Below are 18,178 nucleotides of genomic sequence, written 5' to 3' on the forward strand. Positions count from 1 at the left end.
GCAACAATTTGACCTGTCGAGGTGCATATGAGCGAGCCGATTCGCCTGACCCAGTACAGCCATGGTGCCGGCTGTGGCTGCAAGATTTCCCCCAAGGTGCTGGATGTGATCCTTGCCGAAAGCGGCACCCAGGCCCTGGACCCGAAGCTGTGGGTTGGCAACGCCTCGCGCGACGACGCTGCGGTGTACGCGCTGGACGACGAGCGCGGCGTGGTCTCGACCACCGACTTTTTCATGCCGATTGTCGATGACCCGTACGACTTCGGCCGCATCGCCGCCACCAACGCCATCAGCGACATCTACGCCATGGGTGGCGACCCGCTGATGGCGATCGCCATTTTGGGCTGGCCGGTCAATGTGCTGCCACCGGAAGTGGCCCGCGAAGTGATTCGTGGTGGCCGTGCGGTGTGCGCCGAAGCAGGCATTCCGCTGGCCGGCGGCCACTCCATCGACGCCCCCGAGCCAATCTTCGGCCTCGCCGTCACGGGTGTGGTCAGCAAGCGCTACCTCAAGCGCAACGATACCGCCACTGCCGGCTGCCGGCTGTACCTGACCAAACCGTTGGGCATCGGCATCCTTACCACCGCCGAGAAAAAGGCCAAGCTGCGCGCACAAGACCAAGGCCTGGCCCGCGACTGGATGTGCACCCTCAATACCCCCGGCAGCCGCTTCGGCAAACTCGACGGTGTAAAGGCCATGACCGACGTCACCGGCTTTGGCCTGCTCGGCCACCTGGTGGAGCTGGCCGAAGGCAGCGGCCTTACCGCGCACTTGGACTACGCCGCCGTACCGCGCCTGCCCAGCGTCGAGCATTACCTGGCCGAAGGCTGCATCCCCGGCGGCACCTTGCGTAACTTCGAAAGCTACGGCCACAAGCTCGGCGCACTCAGCGACGAGCAGAAACACCTGCTGTGCGACCCGCAAACCAGCGGCGGCCTGCTGGTGGCGGTCAGCCCTGAAGGTGAAGACGCGTTCCTGGCAGTCGCTGCCGAACTGGGCCTGCAACTGTCGCCAATCGGCAAGCTGGTCGAACGACAGAGCCACGCGGTCGAGGTGATCTGATGCGCCCCGACTGCACCGATTTCCGCCGGCTGTTTCTCGACGACGTGCCGATGATGGACATGCGCGCCCCCGTCGAATTCGCCAAAGGCGCCTTTCCTGGCGTGGTCAACCTGCCGCTGATGAATGACCAGGAGCGGCAGAAGGTCGGCACCTGCTTCAAGCAGCAGGGCCAGGCAGCTGCCATCGCCCTGGGCCACCAGCTGGTCAGCGGCACCACCAAGCAGGTTCGGCTGGACGCCTGGGTGGCGTTTACCCAGGCCCACCCCGAAGGCTACCTGTACTGCTTCCGTGGCGGCCTGCGTTCGCAGATCGTGCAAGGCTGGTTGCGTGATGAAGCGGGCATCCAGTACCCGCGCGTCAAGGGCGGCTACAAGGCCATGCGGACCTTTTTGCTGGAAACCACCCAACAGGCGGTGGCGCAGTGCGATTTTGTGCTGCTGGGCGGCCTTACCGGTACTGGCAAGACCGACGTGCTGCATCAGCTGGATAACGTGCTGGACCTGGAAGGCCATGCCAACCATCGCGGCTCCAGCTTCGGCAAACGCGCCACCGCGCAGCCGGCGCAAATCGACTTCGAGAACCAGCTGGCCATCGACGTACTGAAGAAACGCGACCGAGGCGTTGAACAGTTCGTACTGGAAGATGAAGGCCGCATCGTCGGCAGTTGCACCGTGCCGCTGGAGCTGTACCAGGGTATGCAGCAATACCCACTGGTGTGGCTGGAAGACAGTTTCGCCAACCGCGTTGAACGCATCCTGCGTGATTACGTGGTCAACCTGAGTGCCGAGTTCGCCGCTGTGCATGGCGAGGAGGAAGGCCGCCGGTTGTTTGCCGAGCGTATGCTGCAAAGCATGGCCAACATCTACAAGCGTTTGGGCGGCGAGCGTTATCAGCGGTTGTCGGCGCTGCTGGGCCAGGCGCTGGAAGCGCAGCAGCGCAGCGGCGCGGTGGAGCTGCACCGGGGCTGGATCGAAGGCTTGTTGAACGAGTATTACGACCCGATGTATGCCTACCAGCGTGCGGCGAAGGCTGAGCGTATTGAGTTTGCCGGAGATGCCGTGGAAGTGCGCGAGTACCTCAAGGCCCGGGCGCTGCGCGAACCTCGGGGCAAGGTCTGACAGGTTTAGCCCTGCCCCCAAGGGCAGTGCAGTACCTGTAGGAGCGGCCAGTCATTTCTGACATGGCTTTACTGCCCCGGGCTAAGCACCCGTTCCAGCTCCGCCGCCCGGTCGCGGGTCATGTCCATCACACACGTCCCGCCTTCCAACTGCGCCAGGGTCCCGCCACTGGCCTGCACGTGGAACTGGCAATTGCCATCGCGGTAGGCCATCCACTTGCGCTGCACATCGCGCAAGCTTTTCTGCTGCCCGACCTCCAGCTTGCCCATCAACTGCTTGTACACCCGGTTCAAACGCTGGTCCTGCACCTGCGTTTCAGCCTGGATGCACGCACTCATGGCCACCGTGCTGGAGGCCTTGTCCATGCACTGCCCGTAGGCCGGCGTGTAGTCGTCTGCCACTGCCAGTGGCAGCACACAAGCCAGTGCCAGGCCTGTCAGATAATGCTTGGTCATGCGCCCCCTCCTTATGGGTATCAAAGCGTCTGCGGCTGCTCTGGTGGCATCAGTACGTTGCCCGGCTCGAAGCGCAACGATGGCATCTGCGTTGCCGCGTAAAGCGTCACAGCCAACGCTGCGATCAACGCTACATCAAGCCAGTTCCAGCCCGGCATGTCGTTGGCGCTGCGTGCCTTCCAGCAATGCCAAGCCTGGCCCGCACAAAACATCACCATCGCAGCCAGCCACAGGTAGAAACCGGCACCAAAGCCGGTGCGCTCATGAAACGCGTAGCTCTGGTTGTCCGGCAAGCGGTCAATTCCGAAACTGCTGGCAGCCAGGTACAGCGCGGCCAGCCCTGCCAGCAAAGCCAGCCTGCGGAACCGCCGATGGGCAAGGATAGCCAGGGCCAGCAGCGGGTTGGCAAACCATTGGAACAAACCGAAGGGCATGCCCCATGGCCCGTACAGCAGCATCTGCAGAGCCGGCATGTGGCGCTCGCCGCTCATCAGCGCACCATCGAAAAACAGGGCAAGCACGTACAGCAGCAAGCTGATGCTCAGGTAGAAAACGGGCAAGGGACACACCTGAAGGAAACCGGACAGCGTACGACCTTAACTCAGGCCCTGCCCCGCTTCCAAACCTTCAATAGGTGCCCCACGGCAACACCCTGCGACGCAAGGCTATGCAACTGCTGGCTCAAGCAACAAACCGTAGATCCCTGAGTCAGACAGCTCGCCGGCCACGCACCAACGCGCCCGTAGCGTGCCTTCAAGCACAAAACCCTGGCGTTCAAGGGTACGCGCCGAGCCTTGGTTACGCGGGTCGATCTCCCCTTCCAGGCGGCGCATGTGCAGGGTGTGGGCGAGGTAGTCGATGAAGCAGGTGAGCGCTTCGTCCATGTAGCCCCTGCCCTGCACGGCGCTGGCCAGGCAGTAGCCAATCTCGCCACGGCGGGAGACATCGTCGATGTTGAACAACTGGACCATGCCGATGAGTTCGCCATTGTCGCGGCGGTACATGCCGAGCTTGAGCTGGTCACCATTGGCATAGGCTTCGCGGTCGGCGGCCAGGGCACTTTCGGCTTCGGCCAGGTCTTGCCAGGGGGCATGGTGCCAATAACGCATGACCTCGGGGTCGGCCATGATCGCCAGCCATTGCGCGGCATCGGCATGGCGCATGGGGCGCAAGTGCAGACGCGGGCTGTCGAGGCAGAGGTCACTGGGGAAACTGCGGGGTGGGGTCACGCCGGATCTCCTGTCCATTGCTGGGGAGATGACAGTTTAACGTCAAGCGCTGGTTTCGGGCATCCCGGGGCTGCCGCGCAGTCCATCGCCGGCAAGCCAGGGTCCCACAGGATTACCACATGCTTTGGGCTTTGCGCGGTACCTGTGGGAGCTGGCTTGCCGGCGATAGGGCCAGTACAGGCTAGCGACAATGCCTCAAGCCACCTCAGCCCCATCATCCGGCCAATGCGGCTCATTGGCCCCCGGCGGCGTCAGCGGCGGCAGCCCATACGCCGCCCGCGCATCGTCACAGCTGGGGTTGTGCACCCCACCTTCCCACGACGCCTCGAACTCGCGGCAAGGGCTGGAACGGTTGGCATAGATGGTACAAGCCACCTCTTTACCGATCTCGCCCTCAAGGCTGACGCAGCGGCATGGCTTGGCATCGGTGCCGATCATGGCAACGCGGGTGGGGTTGATCTGCACCACCAGGTCGTCTGGCACAAGGCCCCCGGCAGACTGGCATTCGCCCCAGAAGAAGGACACACGGAAGTACCCGCAGCAGGCGCCGCAGTCAAGGCAAGGGTTATATTCAGACATGATGTCACGGAGGGAAGGTTGTTGTTATCGGGGCTGGCCCGCGGCGCCATTTTCATTCGAACCCGGGGCGGCTGGATAGAGGGGCCAAGCAAAATATTTTGCCGCTGATCCGGCCGCCCGCATCCGCTACCGCAGCGCCTTGTAGGTAGTTGCGTCCCAACGCGTCAACGCCAGGCCCTCGGTCGGGTCATAGTCATCACCGCACACCTTGCTGAAGTGCGTACAAGCCTCGCCGCAATGCACCAACCGATTATCTCGCTCACCCTCGGTCAGCACCGTGTAAGACTCGCTGCGCATGGCGTGGTACTGCCTTTCAGCAGCGCTCATAGTCCGGTGATACTCCATGAGCTGCCTATCGCTCAAGGCCAGTCGCTTGCCCAGCTCAACACCCCAGCGGGCAAGGCAGACTTCGGCAAAATGACGAACGACCAGCCCGGGTTCCTTGAGCACCTCGCCGCCGCTCGCACCATCGACCGACGCGTTGCCCACCAGCGTGGCATGACGCCCCGGCATCGGATAAATGCAGATCTTCGTACCACTGGCCACTGACGGGATCACGCAGGCAAAGCCTTTGGAACGCTCATCCCGCGAATAGAAGCCGACATATTCACGCACGTTTGCCGCCAGCGTGATGCGTTCGGCTTGCACATTGCCCACGCCGGGCACAGGGTCGATTGCAAAGATGTTCACCGGTATGTCCCGCAGTACCGGGTCTTGTGCCATGGCGTTGGCCAACATGTGGCAGCTGATACCGCCCCGGCTCCAGCCCACCAGGTTCACCTGGGTCGGAATGCGTGGTTTGCGAAACATGCTGATGATGCGCTCTTGCAGTTCCTGCGGAGTCGGATGGCGGTCACCGTAATCGTAGGTACGCCAGAACCAGGAGGCCGTGGAAGAAGCATCCGGAACAGGTACACCGGCGTTCTTCAGCCGCTCGTACTCTTCCTCGCTCAATTTGGTGCGGTGCCAGCTGCTTTCGCCTTTGATCACCTGCAGCACATGGTTGACGTTCTCTTCCCAGCCGCGGCCGAACAGTTGGCCAGTCCAGTTGAAATAACCTCCGGGCTCGACGAACAGGTTGTCGTCCTGAAGGTTGCCACTACCGGGACCGTCGACGGCTATCCAGTGCGCGAATTCGCGGCCCTGGTCGTTGCTGGCCAGGGTCGATACCAGTTCGCCGTTCCAGAAGTTGGGGTTGGCGTCGTCGAAGCGGTGGGAGCCGGTGCCGCAGAAATAGGCGGTGAAGACACTCATTTGTGGATCTCTGTGGTGAGAAATGAGTGCTGAAGATAGGTAGGCAGAACGATGGAATGCAGGCGGAAAGCGCTCACCTGAATAGCAATGGGGGCCGCAACGCGGCCCCCTGATGCTTACTTGTTGCTCAACCCGTCAGCGCGGAACATCTGCCGGATCCCGCGAATGGCCTGGCGAATACGGTCCTGGTTCTCGATCAGGGCAAAGCGCACATGGTCATCACCATAATCACCAAAGCCGATCCCCGGCGACACGCATACCTTGGCCTCGGCCAACAGCTTCTTGGAAAACTCCAGCGACCCCAGGTGTGCATACTGCTCCGGGATCTTGGCCCACACATACATCGACGCCTTGGGGTTCTCGACCATCCAGCCCATCTCGTGCAACCCCTTCACCAGCAGGTTGCGGCGCTGGCGATACTGCTCTGCAATGTCGCGCACGCACTGCTGGTCGCCTTCCAGCGCAGCAATGGCCGCAACCTGCAACGGCGTGAAGGTGCCGTAGTCGTGGTAGCTCTTGATCCGCGCCAGGGCACTGACCAGCTCGGGGTTACCGACCATGAAGCCAATCCGCCAGCCCGCCATGTTGTAGCTCTTGGACAGGGTGAAGAACTCCACCGCAATGTCCTTGGCGCCGGGCACCTGCATGATCGAGGGGGCTTTCCAGCCATCGTAGACGATGTCGGCGTAGGCCAGGTCGTGCACCACCAGCACGTTGTACTGCTTGGCCAACGCCACCACGCGCTCGAAGAAGTCCAGCTCCACGCACTGGGCAGTAGGGTTGGACGGGAAACCGAGGATCATCATCTTCGGCTTGGGGATCGACTCGCGAATCGCCCGTTCCAGCTCGTTGAAGAAGTCCACACCCGGCACCAGCGGCACCGAACGCACCTGGGCACCGGCAATGACCGCACCGTAGATATGGATCGGGTAGCTGGGGTTGGGCACCAGTACCGTGTCGCCCTGGTCGAGGGTGGCCAGCATCAGGTGCGCCAGGCCCTCTTTGGAGCCGATGGTGACGATGGCTTCGCTTTCCGGGTCGATGTCGACCTCGTAGCGTTCCTTGTACCAGTTGGAAATGGCCCGGCGCAGGCGCGGGATACCGCGAGAGGTGGAGTAGCCGTGGGTGTCTTCACGCTGGGCAACCTGCACCAGTTTCTCGACGATGTGCGGCGGGGTGGCACCATCGGGGTTGCCCATGCTCAGGTCGATGATGTCCTCGCCACGGCGGCGGGCAGCCATCTTGAGTTCGGCAGTGATGTTGAAGACGTAAGGGGGGAGACGATCGATGCGCGCAAAGCGGCGCGGCGAACCTGGGTTGGCCATGGCTTCCTCTGAGTACGTAAGCGCCCGGAACCGTCCGAGCGACGTTGGCCGATTTGGCGGCCTGGATCAGAAGATAGTGCCGAAACAGGATGTCTGTAAAGGATAATTTCCTGTTTTGTTATATTTTTTCAGATGTATTTTTTGAAAATTTGAATTGTATGTTTTCATAACCGGCCCTTCTCGGGCACAGGAAAAACACCCATAAAAAAACCCCGGCACAATGGCCGGGGTTTTCGTGAAGCAGGCAGCAGTTTCAGCGTGCGTAGGTCATCAGCACGTCCGCAGCAGTCTGGCTGTCCACACCCATCATCACGCTCAGAGCGGTGACAGTGAGGATGGAGAAGCCGAACACTTTACGGGCCCACTTGCTGTCGTCCTCGGCTTTGTAGCCGCCCCATGCCATGTACAGCCAGTAAAGGCCCATGGCAGCTGCCACGGCCAGGTAGCCGAGGCCGGCGTAACCGCCGAGGGTAAGCATCAAGGTGGCGAGCACGAAGGCCAGCACGTACAGCACGATCTGCTTCTTCGCCGCCAGGACGCCACGTGCCACCGGCAGGACCGGAATGTTGGCAGCGCTGTAATCCTTGAAGCGGAAGATGGCGATGGCAAAGCTGTGCGGCATCTGCCACAGGCTGAACATCACCAGCAGGGTCACTGCAGCCAAGTCGAAGCTGTTGCTCACGGCGCAGTAGCCGATCACCGGAGGCATGGCACCAGACAGGCTGCCGACCAAGGTGCCGTGCACCGATTTACGCTTCAGCCACAGGCTGTAGAAACCGACGTAGACGATGAAGCCGATCAGCGCACAGAACGCCGACAGCGGGTTGGCCTGGACATACAGCAGGCTGAAACCCGCCACCCCAAGCAGGGTGGCGTAGATCAGCGCGAGGGGCAGCGACATGCCGCCCTGCACCATGACGCGGTTCTTGGTGCGCTCCATCTTGTGGTCGATGTCACGGTCGATGCAGTTGTTGAACACGCATCCGGACGCCACCACCAGCGAAGTACCGATCACCACCGCCAGGAACAGGGCGAAATCCACATGGCCCTTCGAGGCAAGGAAGAAACCGCCTGCCACGGAAAGCACGTTACCGAAAATGATCCCCGGTTTGGTGATTTGGATAAAGTGCTTAACGGACATGCAGTCTTACCTCACTTGGCCAACATTTCGAAGTGGATGCTGAACATGATCCACAGCGACAGGCCGACAAGCAGAGCGATCACCAGGGTGGTGAACAGGAACGTCGATACGTTGTTGCGTTGCTCTTTCGAGCGGTCCATGTGCAGGAAGTAAACCAGGTGAACAACTACCTGGATCACGGCCATGGCAACAATGATCAGAACGGTCAGGTTCTTCGGCAGGCTGGCGGTCATGGCCAGGCCGAACGGGATCGCGGTCAGGATGATCGACAGTACAAAGCCGATCATGTACGACTTGACGCTGCCGTGATTACCTTCGTGATGAGTGTCGTGTGCGTTAGCCATTACAGAACTCCCAGCAGGTAAACGACGGTGAATACGCAGATCCAGACCACGTCCAGGAAGTGCCAGAACAGGCTCAGGCAGCTCATGCGGGTCTTGGCGGTCGGCGTGATGCCGTGCTTGTTGATCTGGTACATCATGATTGCCATCCAGATCAGACCAGCAGTCACGTGCAGGCCGTGGGTACCTACCAGGGCGAAGAAGCCCGACAGGAAGCCACTGCGCTGCGGGCCGAAGCCTTCGCTGATCAGGTGATGGAATTCATAGATTTCCATCGCGATGAAGCCTGCACCGAACAGGAAGGTCACAGCCAACCAGCCCAGTACGCCTGCTTTCTTGCCATCGAACATCTTCAGCATGGCGAAGCCGAAGGTGATCGAGGACAGCAGCAGGAACAGCGTTTCAACAGCTACGAAATCGAGCTGGAAGATGTCATGACCCGACGGGCCGCCGGCAAAACTGCCGGACAGCACCGCGTAGGTAGCGAAGAGCGACGCAAACAGGATGCAGTCGGTCATCAGGTACAGCCAGAAGCCCAGTACGGTCATCTGGCCCGAGTCGTGGTGGTGGTCGTCATGCCCATGGTCGTGACCATGAGCAGCGCCGCCGTGCATTACTTGACTGGACATTGATTACACCCGCTCAAACGATTCGACACGTGCGCCGGCAGGCAGAGCACCTGCTTTGGCCAGCGCTTTCATACGCTCGCCTTCGATGCGCGCCACTTCTTCGGCTGGAACCATGTAGCCCTGGTCGTCACGGGCAGCGTGGCGAACGAAGACAGCGATGGTTGCAACCAGGCTTGCGCCAACCAGCCACCAGATGTGCCAGATGAAGGCAAAGCCGAAGACGGTGAGGAACAGGCCCATGAACAAACCGGTGGAGGTGTTGCTCGGCATGTGGATAGCGTCGAACTTGGTCGCTGGCTTGTAAGCCTTGCCGCTTTCCTTGGTTTCGTGCCATGCGTCCAGGCCAACCTGCTCAGGCATGTGAGCGAAGTTGTAGAACGGAGGTGGCGACGAAGTGGACCATTCCAGAGTACGGCCGCCCCATGGGTCGCCGGTCACGTCCAGGTTCTGGTTGCGGTCGCGAACCGATACGTACAGCTGGATCAGCTGGCAAGCGATACCGAACAGGATCAGCACGGCGCCGACAACGGCTACGTACAGGTAGGGTTCCCACAGTGGGTTGTCGGAGTGGTTCAGACGACGGGTCATGCCCATGAAGCCCAGGGCATACAGCGGCATGAACGCAACGTAGAAGCCCGACAGCCAGAACCAGAAGGCAGCTTTGCCCCACTTCTCGTTCAGGGTGAAACCGAAGGCTTTCGGGAACCAGAAGGCGAAGCCGGCGATGTAGCCGAATACCGCGCCACCGATGATCACGTTGTGGAAGTGCGCAATTACGAACAGGCTGTTGTGCAGGACGAAGTCAGCACCTGGAACGGCCAGCAGTACGCCGGTCATGCCACCGATGGAGAAGGTGACCATGAAGCCCAGGGTCCAGAGCATCGGTGCGGTGAAGCGCACACGGCCTTGGTACATGGTGAACAGCCAGTTGAACAGCTTCACACCGGTCGGAATGGAGATCAGCATCGTCGCCAGGCCGAAGAAGGTGTTGACGCTGGCGCCGGCACCCATGGTGAAGAAGTGGTGCAGCCATACCGCAAAGCCCAGGATGGCGATCGCGCCCGATGCGTAGATCATCGAGTGGTGGCCGAACAGGCGTTTGCCAGAGAACGTCGAAGTCACTTCCGAGAACACGCCGAAGGCCGGCAGGATCAGGATGTAAACCTCAGGGTGACCCCACGCCCAGAACAGGTTGACGTACATCATCGGGTTCCCACCAAGCTCGTTGGTGAAAATGTGGAAGTCCAGATAACGGTCAACAGTCAGCAGCGCGAGTGCAGCAGTCAGGATCGGGAACGAAGCAACGATCAGTACGTTGGCCCAGGTGCAGGTCCAGGTGAAGATCGGCATGTCCATCAGTTTCATGCCAGGTGCGCGCATCTTCATCACGGTGACGAGGAAGTTCACGCCGGTAAGCGTCGTACCCAATCCGGATAGCTGTAGCGCCCAGATGTAGTAGTCAACGCCCACCCCAGGGCTGTACTGAATGCCCGCGAGCGGCGGATAGGCAACCCAGCCGGTCTTGGCGAATTCACCAACGCCCAGCGAGATGTTGACCAGCAGCACGCCTGCCAGCAGCAGGTAGAAGCTCAGGGAGTTCAGGAACGGGAAGGCAACGTCACGTGCACCGATCTGCAGAGGAACCGCCAGGTTCATCAGGCCGGTGAAGAACGGCATCGCCATGAAGATGATCATGATCACACCGTGAGCGGTGAAGATCTGGTCATAGTGTTCAGGCGGCAGGTAGCCTTCGGAGCCACCGGTTGCGGCAGCCAGCTGGGTACGCATCATGATGGCGTCGGCAAAGCCGCGCAGCAGCATGATCATCGCGACGATGATGTACATCACGCCGATCTTTTTGTGGTCGACAGTAGTCAGCCACTCGCTCCACAAGTAGGTCCACTTGCGGAAATAGGTGATAAGACCGACGACAGCGATACCGCCGAGCGCGATCATGGCAAGCGTCACCATGACTATCGGCTCGTGATAGGGTATCGCCTCCAGGCTTAATTTACCGAACATCTCTTACTCCTCTGCACCGGCAGCTGGTTGCATACTCGATTCCACACCCTTGGTTGTGGCCAGGTCTTTGCTGCCTGCTTCTTCGTGGCTACGACCGCGGTTCATGCCTTCGTACTTGTCGACGATCAGCTGGAACTGCTCAGGCGAAGCCTCGCTGTACAGCGCGACTGGGTTGTTTTCGCTTGGTTTGGCCAAGGCGTCGTATTCGGCCTTGTCCAGCTTCTTCGGCGACTGCTTGACCTCGGCGACCCACTTGTCGAAGTCTTCCTGGGAGGTGGCAGTAGCCTTGAATTTCATGCCGGTGAAGCCAGCACCGCTATAGTTGGCGCTGATACCGTCGAACTCGCCGTTTTCGTTGGCGATCAGGTGCAGCTTGGTGGTCATGCCGGCCATGGCGTAGATCTGGCCGCCCAGGCCCGGGATGAAGAACGAGTTCATCACGGCGTCGGAAGTGACGCGGAAGTTGACCGGGGTGTTAGCCGGGAAGACGATCTTGTTGACCGTGGCAATGCCCTGCTCCGGGTAGATGAACAGCCACTTCCAGTCCAGCGCGACCACGTCGATCTGCACCGGCTTCACATCGGAATCCAGTGGACGGTATGGGTCCAGCTTGTGGGTGGAGTGGTAGGTGACGTAACCCAGGGCGATGATGATCAGGATCGGGATGATCCACACCGCGGCCTCGATCTTGGTCGAGTGCGACCAGTCAGGGGTGTAGGTGGCTGCCTTGTTGGAAGCACGGTACTTCCAGGCGAACGCCAGGGTCATGATGATGACAGGGATTACCACCAGCAGCATCAGGCCGGTAGCGATCAGGATCAGGTTCTTTTGCTCAATGCCGACCTGGCCCTTCGGGTCGAGCAGGGTCCAGTTGCACCCACTGAGTAAAAGCATGCCTAAAAAGGGCAATATGCCAAACAGTCTGGGGTAACGCTTTTTACTCATCTCACGACCTCTAGATCAGCTTGCTTCAATGCAATTTGTGTTTTGGTAGCCAACACTTCGTCCTGCCAAGTGAGGCATTTCGCGCCCGTACTCGCTCCTGCCTGGGGTCCGACTGCAGGACCTTGGCTTCGAGCGTGTTAGCGGTGCTTATGGTTTCGTAGGCAACAGGCCTGTACTTCAGACCAAGTCCATTTGGTGCGGGAAAACGCGGAGGGGGGTCCGCCCGGTATCGCCGTTGGGCGAAACTTGACGAAGTCAGCAAAAAGGAGCGCTGGGGCTTCCTTCAATCCTGCGACTCGCAAGCAGTGCCGAACGGAAATTGGGGGCGATTGTAGTGAGGTCGCCAACCCTTGACTATGACTTATTGAGCAACAGTCTTTTACAGAATCCGCAACAATAACGCTCAATAATTCAACTTCGCGACAGTTTGTCGCACCCCGCTTGCCAGGCCTCAAAGCCGCATTCTGCAAGGCTTCGGGATTGATCCAGGTCAAGCGGCGAGCAACTTTTCCCTCTTCTCATGCGGCGTAAAAGCCCCCATGCAATTCGGGACTTTTGTCTAAGCCTGGCGTCGGTTGCGGTAGATACCGAGCGGAACCAGAATGGCGGTCAGCACGAACGCTACCAGCGCCCATTGCGCCAACGACAGGCCGAGGATCGGCGGGTACGGTGTGCTGCAGAAGCCGTCGACCTGGAACGCCAGCGGCCAGAGCTTGGCCAGTGGCAGGTCGTCCACGATCGGTTGCAGGGTGTCGATACCACAACTGACCATGGGGTTGGCGAGTATATACACATGGTTGCCGGCCGCAATAATTCCGCCAATGGCACTGAGCACCACCAGCACCTCGAAGAAGGTCAGGCTACGGCGCCCGGGCATCGCGGCAGCGAGGAACGCGAACACGGCAATGAACAGCAACGCGTAACGCTGCAGGATGCACAGCGGGCACGGAGCCTCACCCAGTACCACTTGCATATAGAGGGCGCCGCCGATCAGCGAGAGGCAGATCAGGCCCAACAGCACCAGAAAGCGCCGTTCCCGATTCAGGCGAGATGTTTGTTCGTTCATTGCCGGTTCCTTCGATGGATAGTGGCAGCGTGGTCCGCCTGCCTGGGCGCAAGTCTACACGCTGGGCATGGCCTGTGAGCATGCCGAGGGAGCGGCGCGGTAGCACTGCGCAGGGCTATCCGGTGAGGCTGAGACCGACCGCAACGGCGTCGGTTCAACGCCGGGCGGCAAAAAAGCGGCTGCCCGGGTGCCGCGCAGGGGCAAGCCCCTCGACACCCGGGAGTGAAGGATACCGTGATTAACGGAGGATTAATGATGAAAGCGGCGAACCCGGTTTCATCTTTCCTTATATACAGGCAGGAAGGTGTACTGCCTGTACCGGCCTTTTCGCGGGTAAACCCGCGAAGCGGCCAGGACAGGCGCTACATCACTCCAGCGCAGCCGCCGGCCCGAAGAACTCGTAGCGGCTCTGCTGCTCGGGCACGCCCAGCCCCTTCAGTTGGCGCTTCACCGCCGCCATGAAGCCCTTGGGTCCAAGGAAGTAGGCATCCACATCTCGCGCCTGCGGCAACCACTCGGCCAGCAGGTCTTCGCTCAACAGGCCCACAGCATCAGCCGCAGCGCCCCCCTCCGGCTCGGCATAGCAGTAGAAGCGCTTGAGCTGCGGGTGACGCGCCGCCAGGCCATCGACCCATTCACGGAAGGCATGCACCGCGCCGTTACGCGCACAGTGAATGAAATGCACCTCGCGCCGGGTTTGCAGCGCCGCCTGCAACATGGCCAGCGTCGGGGTAATACCCACGCCCCCGCTTATCAGCACCAGCGGCTTGTCGCTGGCCGCCAGGGTGAAGTCGCCCGCTGGCGGGAACAGTTGCAAGGTATCGCCCACCACCAGCTCATCGTGCAGGTAGTTGGACACCCTGCCGCCCAACTCACGCTTGACGCTGATGCGGTACTCCCTGCCATCGCACAGCGCCGACAGCGAATAGTTGCGGCGCTGTTCGGCACCGTCGATGCTCAGTCTCAGGCCAATGTACTGGCCAGGCTCGGCCTTGAGCACCGGTTTACCATCCACCGGGGCAAAGTAGAACGAAACGATCTCGCTGCTTTCCTGCTCGCGGCGTACCAGGCGGAATTCGCGGGTACCACGCCAGCCGCCCTCGGCCTCTTCCTTCTGTTTATAGAGGCTTTCTTCAGCACCAATCAGGATATCGGCCAGCTGGCCATAGGCCGCGCCCCAGGCATCGATCACCGCAGGGGTAGCGATTTCCTTGCCCAGTACTTCCTCGATGGCGCGCAGCAGGCAGCTGCCGACGATCGGGTAGTGCTCCGGCAGAATCTGCAAGGCAACGTGCTTGTTGATGATCTGCCCTACCAGCCCCCCCAGCTGCTCCAGTTGGTCAATGTGGCGCGCATACATCAGCACGCCGTTGGCCAACGCACGAGGCTGGTCACCACTGGCCTGGTGTGCCTGGTTGAACAGTGGGCGTACCTCGGGGTACTCGCTGAGCATCATCTTGTAAAAGTGGGTGGTCAGCGCTTCGCCGCCGCTTTCCAGCAGCGGTACAGTGGCCTTGATGATTGCACGTTGTTCGGCATTGAGCATTGCGACAACTCCTGAGCCTGTGGCTTCAAATGACTGCCTTGGGTATTTCAGCAATCGTGCCAACTTTTATCGCCAGTAAATTCAGGGGGTTGACGCCAATCATGTCAAAACGACCCACCTCGTCGTATAGTCATATCGACCCATAGGAGTCTTTATGACCGCAAAACCCTTGCTCACCACCCTGCTCCCCCTGGTCAGCGACCTCTCCCGCGACTTGCCCGACCAGGAGCGCTACCGCCGCTTGCTGCAAGCCATGCGCGGGCTATTGCCGTGCGATGCCGCCGCGCTGCTGCGCCTGGACGGTGAATGGCTGGTGCCGCTGGCGGTGGACGGCCTGAGCCCTGACACCTTGGGCCGGCGCTTCCGGGTCAGCGAGCACCCGCGCTTCCAGATACTGCTCAGCAGCCCGAAGCCCACTCGTTTCGCCAGCGACTCCGAACTGCCCGACCCTTACGATGGCCTGGTCAACGCCCCCGATGCCGACCTGCAAGTGCACGACTGCATGGGTTGCCCGTTGATGGTCGATGAGCGCCCCTGGGGCCTGGTCACCCTCGATGCCCTCACCCCCGGGCAGTTCCAGAGCCTGGAGCTGGATGCCCTGCAAGCCTTCGCCAGCCTGGCCGCCGCTACTGTTACCGTGGCCGAACGCATTGAGCACCTGGCTTTGCGCGCCGAAGACGAACACCTGCGGGCCGAAATCTACCGCCAAGCCAGCGGCCAGGATAAAGAACTGATTGGCCAGAGCCCGGCGCATAAGCGCTTGGTGGAGGAAATCCGCCTGGTCGGGGGCAGCGACCTGACTGTTCTGATCACTGGCGAAACGGGCGTTGGCAAGGAACTGGTGGCCCAGGCGCTGCACCAGGCCAGCAACCGGGCCGACAAGCCACTGGTCAGCCTCAACTGCGCCGCCCTGCCCGATACCTTGGTGGAAAGCGAACTCTTCGGCCATGTACGCGGTGCCTTCACTGGCGCGCACGGCGAGCGCCGGGGCAAGTTCGAGCTGGCCAACGGCGGCACGTTATTCCTCGACGAAGTGGGCGAACTGCCGCTAACGGTGCAAGCCAAACTGTTGCGTGTGCTGCAAAGCGGCCAACTGCAACGCCTGGGCTCGGACCGCGAGCACCGTGTGGACGTGCGCCTGATCGCCGCCACCAACCGTGACCTGGCCGCAGAAGTACGCAATGGCAACTTCCGCGCCGACTTCTATCACCGCCTCAGCGTGTACCCGTTGCACGTACCGCCCTTACGCGAACGTGGGCGAGATGTATTGTTATTAGCTGGCTACTTCCTCGAACAGAACCGTTCACGCCTGGGCCTGAACAGCCTGCGCCTGAGTAGCGAAGCCCAGGCCGCGCTACTGGCCTATGAGTGGCCAGGCAATGTGCGCGAACTGGAACACCTGATCGGCCGCTCGGCCCTAAAAGCACTGGGCCAGCACCCCGATCGGCCACGCATTCTCACGCTTGAAGCCGTCGACCTGGACCTGCGCGCGGTGCGCGTAACCCCAGACGCACTCCCCTCCCCCGCAGCCCCTGCCCCACTGACAACATTGCCTGAAGGCGGCCTGCGCGAAGCGGTCGACCTCTACCAGCGCCAAGTGATCGAAGCGTGCCTGCAACGGCACCAGGATAATTGGGCGGCAGCGGCCCGCGAGCTGGGCCTGGACCGCGCAAACCTGAGCCGGCTGGCCCGCCGGCTGGGGCTTCGCTGAGGTTCAGTACAAAAGGATTAACCCAGAAAGCCATCTGGTTGCTTCCCGCCTGGCTGCTATATCTCCCTAACCACCCGAATTTCGACTGCCTGGTCGAGACTGCGTGTAACGCCCCCGCAAGGGCTCCGTGACGCAGGTTGTGGCCCGAACGGTTCGGGCCGGGGGATCCGGATACCAGCAGGGAGCGTTCATGGACAACATCGTCGTCGCCGATAAGCAAACCGAAGTCGCCACTCAGAGCGCCTGGGGCAATATCAACCTGAAAGGGCCAGGCGTGGTGCAGATGCCGGTGGCCCCCGACAAGGTCGCCACTGTTACCCAACGTGGGCAAGACCTGATCATCACCCTGAAATCGGGTGAAAAGGTCACCATCGGCAACTTCTTCGCCGTGGACCAGGCAGGGGTCGGCAGCGACATTGTCTTCGTCGGTGAAGACGGCACCCTGTGGCACGCGCAGTACGACGCAACGGCGTTCACCGGTTTCACCTTCGAGGATGTGAACTCGCTGGACGAACTGGTCGCCGGTATCGGCACTGCCGGTAGCGCCATGCCGACCTGGGCGATTGCCGGGCTCAGCCTGCTTGGCATCGGTGGCGCTGCGGCGGCAGCCGACAACGGAGGCGGCGGTAGCGGCGGTGGCGGTTCGGACCCCGATACCACCGCACCGGCCACGCCCATCGACCTGCTGGTGTCGCCTGATGGCCTGCGCCTGACCGGCCGTGGTGAAGCAGGCACCACAGTGAGCATCCGTGATGCTACCGGCAACCTGATCGGCAGCGGCACCGTGGGTGCCGACGGCACCTTCGATGTGACGTTGAACCCGCCGCAAATCAACAGCGAAAACCTTGAAGTCACTCTGACCGATGGCGCCGGCAACGTCTCCACGCCTGGCACAGTCACCGCCCCGGATGTGACTGCGCCGCTGGCACCTACCGACCTTGCCATCAATGAACAGGGCACCACCCTCACCGGCCGTGCAGAACCAGGCTCTACGGTTTCGGTGCGGGGTGCCGACGGGGTGCTGCTGGGCTCAGCCGTGGCCGGTGCAGACGGCCAGTTCAGCATCACCCTGCAACCGCCACAGACCGAAGGCCAGGCTTTGGAGGTCAGCACCAAGGACGCAGCCGGCAACACCTCGCCTTCGGCCAGCATTGCAGCACCAGACGTCGAGACACCTGATACGACCGCCCCAGACCAGCCCACCAACCTCGCCCTTGCCAGCGGCGTAACCCTCACTGGCCGCGGTGAACCAGGGGCCACCGTGCAGGTGCGTGATGCGGCCGGCAACATCATTGGTACAGGCTTGGTCGGTGCCGACGGGCTATTCAGCGTCACCCTGTCGCCCGCCCAGGCCAACGGCGAAGCACTGGATATACGCCTGGTGGATGCTGCCGGCAACAGCTCGATCCCGCTTGAATTCACAGCACCCGACATCACCCCGCCAAGTGCAGTCAGCGACATTGCAGTCGGCAGTGGCGGCCTGGCGCTGAGTGGCCGAGGTGAACCCGGGGCCACCGTCGAAGTTCGTGATGCCAACGGCACCGTGATCGGCACCGGAGTGGTCGGGGCCAATGGCACCTTCCTGATTGACCTTGATCCTGCGGTACAGCCGGGTGACCAGCTGAGCCTGGTGCAGACCGACCCCAGCGGCAACGCCTCCGTTGCCCTCGAATACGATGTGCCACTCACCACCGCGCCAGACAGCCCGAGCAACCTGGTCATCGATGCCGACGGCACTACCCTCACCGGTTCCGC

Annotated in this window: 17 protein-coding genes; 4 read left to right on the plus strand and 13 right to left on the minus strand. The window is 61.3% G+C overall.

All coding sequences use genetic code 11. The annotated features are described in order from the left end of the window. Nucleotides 1-27: 27 nt before the first annotated feature. Together selD and mnmH are read left to right on the plus strand one after the other, a co-directional pair. Nucleotides 28-1,062, plus strand: a complete 1,035-nt coding sequence (gene selD, locus B9A31_RS18420; RefSeq protein ID WP_084297242.1) for a selenide, water dikinase SelD — start codon at nucleotides 28-30, stop codon at nucleotides 1,060-1,062. Then, on the plus strand, nucleotides 1,062-2,180 hold the full coding sequence (gene mnmH, locus B9A31_RS18425; RefSeq protein ID WP_019098541.1) for a tRNA 2-selenouridine(34) synthase MnmH: 1,119 nt from the start codon (nucleotides 1,062-1,064) through the stop codon (nucleotides 2,178-2,180). Before selD ends, mnmH begins: the two co-directional genes overlap by 1 nt. 68 nt (nucleotides 2,181-2,248) lie before the next feature. Here the strand turns inward: mnmH and B9A31_RS18430 are convergent, their stop codons facing one another. The 13 genes from B9A31_RS18430 to hmpA all read right to left on the minus strand — a co-directional run bounded on the left by B9A31_RS18430 (nucleotide 2,249) and on the right by hmpA (nucleotide 14,712). Continuing rightward, entirely contained in the window at nucleotides 2,249-2,635 is a 387-nt protein-coding gene (locus B9A31_RS18430; protein ID WP_025753816.1) for a lysozyme inhibitor LprI family protein, read from the minus strand. A 20-nt stretch (nucleotides 2,636-2,655) separates the two neighbouring features. Then, nucleotides 2,656-3,195 (minus strand): hypothetical protein, encoded by a 540-nt coding sequence (locus tag B9A31_RS18435; protein ID WP_019098543.1) that lies wholly within the window; start codon nucleotides 3,193-3,195, stop codon nucleotides 2,656-2,658. A 105-nt stretch (nucleotides 3,196-3,300) separates the two neighbouring features. Next, complete coding sequence (locus B9A31_RS18440) at nucleotides 3,301-3,864, minus strand: GNAT family N-acetyltransferase (RefSeq protein ID WP_019098544.1); 564 nt, start codon at nucleotides 3,862-3,864, stop codon at nucleotides 3,301-3,303. Between the two features lie 195 nt (nucleotides 3,865-4,059). Continuing rightward, the gene (locus B9A31_RS18445; RefSeq protein ID WP_025753817.1) at nucleotides 4,060-4,443 is read right to left on the minus strand and encodes a YkgJ family cysteine cluster protein; all 384 of its coding nucleotides are present in this window, start codon (nucleotides 4,441-4,443) and stop codon (nucleotides 4,060-4,062) included. 126 nt (nucleotides 4,444-4,569) lie between these two features. Further along, nucleotides 4,570-5,697 carry a PH domain-containing protein gene (locus B9A31_RS18450; protein ID WP_060709737.1) on the minus strand — a complete coding sequence of 376 codons (1,128 nt, stop codon included), beginning with the start codon at nucleotides 5,695-5,697 and terminating at the stop codon, nucleotides 4,570-4,572. A gap of 116 nt (nucleotides 5,698-5,813) precedes the next feature. Then, nucleotides 5,814-7,022, minus strand: a complete 1,209-nt coding sequence (alaC, locus tag B9A31_RS18455; RefSeq protein ID WP_016713237.1) for an alanine transaminase — start codon at nucleotides 7,020-7,022, stop codon at nucleotides 5,814-5,816. Nucleotides 7,023-7,275: 253 nt separating this feature from the next. After that, nucleotides 7,276-8,163, minus strand: coding sequence for a heme o synthase (gene cyoE / locus B9A31_RS18460; RefSeq protein ID WP_012270561.1), 888 nt, complete (start codon nucleotides 8,161-8,163; stop codon nucleotides 7,276-7,278). An 11-nt stretch (nucleotides 8,164-8,174) separates the two neighbouring features. Beyond that, on the minus strand, nucleotides 8,175-8,507 hold the full coding sequence (gene cyoD, locus B9A31_RS18465) for a cytochrome o ubiquinol oxidase subunit IV (protein ID WP_003248599.1): 333 nt from the start codon (nucleotides 8,505-8,507) through the stop codon (nucleotides 8,175-8,177). Beyond that, nucleotides 8,507-9,133: a cytochrome o ubiquinol oxidase subunit III gene (cyoC, locus tag B9A31_RS18470; RefSeq protein WP_012051225.1), complete on the minus strand. Its 627-nt coding sequence runs from the start codon at nucleotides 9,131-9,133 to the stop codon at nucleotides 8,507-8,509. The genes cyoD and cyoC overlap by 1 nt, the downstream gene beginning before the upstream one ends. Nucleotides 9,134-9,136: 3 nt before the next feature. Next, nucleotides 9,137-11,155, minus strand: coding sequence for a cytochrome o ubiquinol oxidase subunit I (cyoB, locus tag B9A31_RS18475; RefSeq protein ID WP_016713238.1), 2,019 nt, complete (start codon nucleotides 11,153-11,155; stop codon nucleotides 9,137-9,139). Nucleotides 11,156-11,158: 3 nt separating this feature from the next. After that, on the minus strand, nucleotides 11,159-12,100 hold the full coding sequence (gene cyoA / locus B9A31_RS18480) for a ubiquinol oxidase subunit II (RefSeq protein ID WP_012270558.1): 942 nt from the start codon (nucleotides 12,098-12,100) through the stop codon (nucleotides 11,159-11,161). 559 nt (nucleotides 12,101-12,659) lie between these two features. Beyond that, nucleotides 12,660-13,166 (minus strand): disulfide bond formation protein B, encoded by a 507-nt coding sequence (locus B9A31_RS18490; RefSeq protein WP_019098546.1) that lies wholly within the window; start codon nucleotides 13,164-13,166, stop codon nucleotides 12,660-12,662. Nucleotides 13,167-13,533: 367 nt separating this feature from the next. Next, entirely contained in the window at nucleotides 13,534-14,712 is a 1,179-nt protein-coding gene (hmpA, locus tag B9A31_RS18495) for an NO-inducible flavohemoprotein (RefSeq protein ID WP_027609529.1), read from the minus strand. Nucleotides 14,713-14,866: 154 nt separating this feature from the next. Here hmpA and norR point away from each other — a divergent pair, with 154 nt between their 5' ends. Together norR and B9A31_RS18505 are read left to right on the plus strand one after the other, a co-directional pair. Beyond that, nucleotides 14,867-16,423 (plus strand): nitric oxide reductase transcriptional regulator NorR, encoded by a 1,557-nt coding sequence (norR, locus tag B9A31_RS18500; protein WP_019098548.1) that lies wholly within the window; start codon nucleotides 14,867-14,869, stop codon nucleotides 16,421-16,423. Between the two features lie 190 nt (nucleotides 16,424-16,613). Beyond that, the coding region (locus B9A31_RS18505; protein ID WP_143512065.1) for an Ig-like domain-containing protein at nucleotides 16,614-18,178 on the plus strand (1,565 nt) is incomplete at its 3' end.

It is taken from the genome of Pseudomonas sp. URIL14HWK12:I5, from assembly GCF_900176445.1.
Classification (GTDB): domain Bacteria; phylum Pseudomonadota; class Gammaproteobacteria; order Pseudomonadales; family Pseudomonadaceae; genus Aquipseudomonas; species Aquipseudomonas monteilii.

What these genes read in the sequence shown, in the direction of transcription:
- cyoB (WP_016713238.1), bottom strand. Translation starts at nt 11,155, where the DNA reads ATGTTCGGTAAATTAAGCCTGGAGGCGATACCCTATCACGAGCCGATA.
- cyoC (WP_012051225.1), bottom strand. Translation starts at nt 9,133, where the DNA reads ATGTCCAGTCAAGTAATGCACGGCGGCGCTGCTCATGGTCACGACCAT.
- B9A31_RS18450 (WP_060709737.1), bottom strand. Translation starts at nt 5,697, where the DNA reads ATGAGTGTCTTCACCGCCTATTTCTGCGGCACCGGCTCCCACCGCTTC.
- mnmH (WP_019098541.1), top strand. Translation starts at nt 1,062, where the DNA reads ATGCGCCCCGACTGCACCGATTTCCGCCGGCTGTTTCTCGACGACGTG.
- norR (WP_019098548.1), top strand. Translation starts at nt 14,867, where the DNA reads ATGACCGCAAAACCCTTGCTCACCACCCTGCTCCCCCTGGTCAGCGAC.
- cyoD (WP_003248599.1), bottom strand. Translation starts at nt 8,507, where the DNA reads ATGGCTAACGCACACGACACTCATCACGAAGGTAATCACGGCAGCGTC.
- cyoE (WP_012270561.1), bottom strand. Translation starts at nt 8,163, where the DNA reads ATGTCCGTTAAGCACTTTATCCAAATCACCAAACCGGGGATCATTTTC.
- B9A31_RS18490 (WP_019098546.1), bottom strand. Translation starts at nt 13,166, where the DNA reads ATGAACGAACAAACATCTCGCCTGAATCGGGAACGGCGCTTTCTGGTG.
- B9A31_RS18445 (WP_025753817.1), bottom strand. Translation starts at nt 4,443, where the DNA reads ATGTCTGAATATAACCCTTGCCTTGACTGCGGCGCCTGCTGCGGGTAC.
- cyoA (WP_012270558.1), bottom strand. Translation starts at nt 12,100, where the DNA reads ATGAGTAAAAAGCGTTACCCCAGACTGTTTGGCATATTGCCCTTTTTA.
- alaC (WP_016713237.1), bottom strand. Translation starts at nt 7,022, where the DNA reads ATGGCCAACCCAGGTTCGCCGCGCCGCTTTGCGCGCATCGATCGTCTC.
- B9A31_RS18430 (WP_025753816.1), bottom strand. Translation starts at nt 2,635, where the DNA reads ATGACCAAGCATTATCTGACAGGCCTGGCACTGGCTTGTGTGCTGCCA.
- hmpA (WP_027609529.1), bottom strand. Translation starts at nt 14,712, where the DNA reads ATGCTCAATGCCGAACAACGTGCAATCATCAAGGCCACTGTACCGCTG.
- selD (WP_084297242.1), top strand. Translation starts at nt 28, where the DNA reads ATGAGCGAGCCGATTCGCCTGACCCAGTACAGCCATGGTGCCGGCTGT.